This window comes from Marinomonas foliarum (assembly GCF_016906065.1).
GTDB lineage: Bacteria > Pseudomonadota > Gammaproteobacteria > Pseudomonadales > Marinomonadaceae > Marinomonas > Marinomonas foliarum.
On the sequence record NZ_CP070273.1, the window covers coordinates 446,927 to 450,536 of the forward strand.

The following is a 3,610-nucleotide window of genomic DNA, read 5'->3' on the forward strand; positions in this document are numbered from 1 at the left end:
TCAACCCAGAACATGCTTGATAACATCAGGCATGTTCAACTGTTTCAACATCTTCTGAAAAATGACGTGCGAGATGATTCTCCCAAGACGTTATAAAACCTTCATAGCACACTTCAAGCTCTTGTATATGCTCCAATAAGATCCTGCCTGCTGGTGTCATCTCCGTTGTTCGTCCATGTCGAATAAGCAGCGCCTCGCCTAAGTCTCGCTCTAATTTTTGAATATGCTGACTCACCGCAGGCTGAGTTAACCCTAACTGCTTTGCAGTATTCGTAAAACTCCCTGTTTGAACCAGCGCCTTAAAAGTAATGAGATGTTGTGTATTAAGCATAAAGATTCCTTATAGTTGGTTACATTATGCCCAATGCTTTTTTTACGAACATTGACCTATATCGTGTTTTCGTGAAAGACTGAATATTATTAACCCTATGGATTAACAAAATGACAACCACACAAGATGTGATGTTACCTTGGTACGAAAGACAATCCGGTCACCAAGAATCCCGCGACAATGATTACCGCACACCTTATCAGCGCGACCGAGCCAGAATCATACATAGCGCCGCATTTCGTCGGCTGCAATCAAAAACTCAGATCCTCGCCATTAGACAAAACGACTACAGCCGCACACGCCTAACTCATTCCTTAGAAGTGGCTCAAATTGGCAACGGCATCGTTCACCAACTCAAACACAGCTCTCCAGCAGACGCCGACTTTCAGCCTTGGCTTGCCGATGACGCGTTAATTGAAACTATTTGCCTCAGCCATGATATTGGTCACCCACCTTTTGGCCATGGAGGTGAAATTGCACTTAACTACATGATGCAAAATTATGGCGGTTTTGAAGGTAATGCGCAGTCTTTGAGAATTCTAGGAAAGCGCGGTTCATACTCACCCGTTTACGGCATGGATGTTACCCGTCGAACCTTGTTAGGCGTATTAAAGTACCCGGTTTTGTATTCGACGGTTGTTGCTAATTACCCAGAAAAAACCGCTAACTTCCGTCAATTTAAAGCCTCCAATTGGGCGCCACCAAAATGCGTCTATCAAGAAGAGCACGACCTGCTCAATTGGATTGTTGAACCCTTTAGCCAAGCTGACAGAACCTTATTACAAGAAGTGCAACAGACAGAGCCAGAAGGCCACGCTAAAGCCAAACACGCCAGTTTCGACACTAGTATCATGGACCTGGCTGACGACATTGCCTATGGCGTTCACGACCTAGAAGACGCTATCGTACTCGGCATGGTTACCAAAGACATGTGGTTAGAGCATTTAGAGCCAAAACTTGCCGCCTTAGCATCGCCCTTTTTAGCAGAAAACCTAAACGACATTCGTACCCAACTATTTAGCCGCCAAAGCCATCTTCGTAAAGAAGCAATTGGCAGCCTAGTAAGCTGGTTTATCACTTCCTGCCGAGTAATTGAAAAAGCACAATTTGAACACCCATTACTGCGCTTTCAAGTCGGCCTACCAGAAGGTCAACGCCAAGCCTTAAACTTATTAAAGCAATTTGAGATGCAACACATCATCCAACGTCCAGAAGTACAAATGCTCGTCTATAAAGGCCAGCAGATGCTATTGGAAATGTTTGAAGCTTATTCAGCCGACCCCAGTAGATTACTGCCACGAGAAATCGCCAGCGAATGGCAAAAAAGCCAAGATCGTGGGGAGAATGGACTTCGTATTATCTGCGATTACATGGCCTCTATGACCGACGATTACGCCAGCCGTATGTACAACAAGCTGTTTGTTCCAAGTTTAGGGTCAGTTTTTGAGCCAATGTAATAGATACAATAAGGCCTTGCTTCAAAACAAGGCCTTATTGTTGAAATTAGTCTAATTTTTACTGAGCATCGTTTTGAATTACTTCATAGTCCAGAAAGCTCAGTATTAAGCAAGGTGCAAAATCGAAATGAAACGCGAATTAAGACAAAATAAGAAGAACGTAAAAGGATATTTATAAGAAGGTAGTAAATTTAGAAATGGTTGCGGGAGCAGGATTCGAACCTACGACCTTCGGGTTATGAGCCCGACGAGCTACCAGACTGCTCCATCCCGCGACAGATTAAACTATTGATATAGTTTATATGCAGATATGAAAGATAAAAACATAGCCAAAACACTAAGTGTATTTGGTTGCGGGAGCAGGATTCGAACCTACGACCTTCGGGTTATGAGCCCGACGAGCTACCAGACTGCTCCATCCCGCGCCATGCTAAACGATAAATCTCGTTTAGGTTTTATCTTTTCTTAATTAAGAAATTGGTGACTAAGTTAATGGTTGCGGGAGCAGGATTCGAACCTACGACCTTCGGGTTATGAGCCCGACGAGCTACCAGACTGCTCCATCCCGCGACAAATTAACTTTCTTTACATCACTAACAACTTCATTTGATTAGCTTTTATTTTAAATCGATTTCAGGAGCACTTTACTGGAATTAAAAGTAAACCTAAGACCTATTATTTTAAAATGGTTGCGGGAGCCGGATTCGAACCAACGACCTTCGGGTTATGAGCCCGACGAGCTACCAGACTGCTCCATCCCGCGACTAATCATCGTTAACAACAAACATCCATCAATGCTTGTTGGTTAAGCTAATTCGCTCAACCCTTGCCAACGAGGTGCGTATTATAGGTAGATTAATCTAAGAGTCAAGCGCTACAAGAGAACTAGATAGGATTAGTTGAAAAAAACTCTTTCTGCCTCATTATCTACCTATACCAAACAGACTCAGCCTCTTATTAGATATAGAGAGGCTTAAATACTTGTATCCTACGCTACCACAAGGTAAAAGGTAGCCATCCAATATTTTCGACCAATAGGTTAGGAGCCAATCATGCCCAGCAATATTGAAGCCATTCTTAAAAAATCAGCAATCCCTACTGAAGCCGATGCCCTACCCGGTAGAAGCACGCCTTTAACAATTTCAGGTATACACGCTGTCAACAATGAACCGTTTGTCCGCGACGAAAATCCCAGTGAATCCGAAGTCATTCTAGGAATGGGTTGTTTCTGGGGGGCCGAACGCAAGCTATGGAATACTCCCGGCGTTATCGTCACTTCTGTTGGTTATGCTGGCGGCTTTACACCCAACCCAACTTATGAAGAAGTTTGCTCAGGACAAACAGGACATAGCGAAGTCGTACAGGTTGTGTTTGATACCTCTATTATCTCGCTAGAGGGCGTGCTTAAGGTTTTCTGGGAAAACCACGATCCAACTCAAGGCATGCGCCAAGGCAACGACATAGGCAGCCAATATCGCTCTGTTATCTATACAACCAGTGATAAAGATATGCCAATTATTGAAGCTAGTAAGGCTGCATTCCAAAAAGAATTACTTGATGCAGGTCACGGCATGATCACCACCGAGATTGAACCACTCGATACCTACTACTTTGCTGAAGAGTATCACCAGCAGTATCTTCACAAAAATCCGAATGGTTATTGCGGGATAGCCGGTACTGGCGTGAGCTGCCCTATCGGCTTAGGCATATAGTTTTTAAGTAATTGAAATAATCACTTTCTAAATTGAATAAGTGACAGAAACGAAAAGGCCGAATCGCAAAACGATTCGGCCTTTTTAGTAGCGTCTATTTCAAAGAAAAG

The 3,610-nt window shown here is 43.5% G+C and carries 3 protein-coding genes and 4 tRNA genes; 2 read left to right on the forward strand and 5 right to left on the reverse strand.

The window, feature by feature from the left end:
• Positions 1-25 precede the first annotated feature (25 nt).
• Positions 26-331: a LysR family transcriptional regulator gene (locus JSY38_RS02185; RefSeq protein WP_114410802.1), complete on the reverse strand. Its 306-nt coding sequence runs from the start codon at positions 329-331 to the stop codon at positions 26-28.
• A gap of 110 nt (positions 332-441) precedes the next feature.
• On the opposite strand from JSY38_RS02185, the gene JSY38_RS02190 reads away from it, so the two are divergent.
• On the forward strand, positions 442-1,788 hold the full coding sequence (locus JSY38_RS02190; RefSeq protein ID WP_205115034.1) for an anti-phage deoxyguanosine triphosphatase: 1,347 nt from the start codon (positions 442-444) through the stop codon (positions 1,786-1,788).
• Between the two features lie 198 nt (positions 1,789-1,986).
• On the opposite strand, the gene JSY38_RS02195 is transcribed toward JSY38_RS02190, so the two are convergent.
• The 4 genes from JSY38_RS02195 to JSY38_RS02210 all read right to left on the reverse strand — a co-directional run bounded on the left by JSY38_RS02195 (position 1,987) and on the right by JSY38_RS02210 (position 2,551).
• Positions 1,987-2,063, reverse strand: a tRNA-Met gene (locus JSY38_RS02195).
• A 73-nt stretch (positions 2,064-2,136) separates the two neighbouring features.
• Positions 2,137-2,213: transfer RNA gene (locus JSY38_RS02200), tRNA-Met, on the reverse strand.
• A gap of 68 nt (positions 2,214-2,281) precedes the next feature.
• Positions 2,282-2,358: transfer RNA gene (locus tag JSY38_RS02205), tRNA-Met, on the reverse strand.
• Positions 2,359-2,474: 116 nt separating this feature from the next.
• Positions 2,475-2,551 (reverse strand) — tRNA-Met (locus tag JSY38_RS02210).
• A 289-nt stretch (positions 2,552-2,840) separates the two neighbouring features.
• Between JSY38_RS02210 and msrA the strand changes: the two genes are divergently transcribed.
• Entirely contained in the window at positions 2,841-3,500 is a 660-nt protein-coding gene (gene msrA, locus JSY38_RS02215; protein ID WP_205115036.1) for a peptide-methionine (S)-S-oxide reductase MsrA, read from the forward strand.
• Positions 3,501-3,610: the final 110 nt, after the last annotated feature.